We start from the raw sequence: 509 nt of genomic DNA, 5'->3' as shown, positions 1-509 counted from the left end.
TCGGCACACCCGTCGACCCCGACGTATACATCACATACGCGACATCCGTAGGACCCACGGAAACACCAGGACCACCCTCCGGCCCCATGAACAGTTGCTCGACCGGAACCAGGGACTCGGGTGCCACCAGGTAGGCCATCGCTCCGTCAGTGACGGTCAGTACAACACCGCCGAGCGTGTGCTCAATACGCGCGCTGGGCCAGGACGGGTCCACCGGCACATAGGCAGCCCCCGCCTTGGCGACACCCAGCAGTACAGCGACCAGATCCGCCGAACGCTCCATCACCAGACCGACGAGATCACCCCGGCCCACACCCCGAGCGGCCAACCCGTACGCGACCCGGTTCGCAGCCCGGTCCAGCTCCGCGTACGACCACTCGCCCTCCGGCGAGGACACCGCAACCGCATCCGGCGAACACCCCACCCGCGCCCCGAACAACTCCACCAACGAACCACCGGGAACAGTGCGTGCGGTGTCGTTCCACTCCGACACCACCCGCGCAAACTCC

General features: G+C 67.0%; 1 protein-coding gene. It reads right to left on the bottom strand.

What is annotated here, in order from left to right; all coding sequences use genetic code 11:
* Nucleotides 1-509 (bottom strand): AMP-binding protein (locus FF041_RS37305; protein WP_194292372.1); only part of this gene is annotated, 509 nt, incomplete at both ends.

It is taken from the genome of Streptomyces jumonjinensis (assembly GCF_009600885.1).
Classification (GTDB): domain Bacteria; phylum Actinomycetota; class Actinomycetes; order Streptomycetales; family Streptomycetaceae; genus Streptomyces; species Streptomyces jumonjinensis.
Note: the sequence above shows the minus strand (reverse complement) of the source record. Positions and strands in the feature narration are given on the sequence as shown.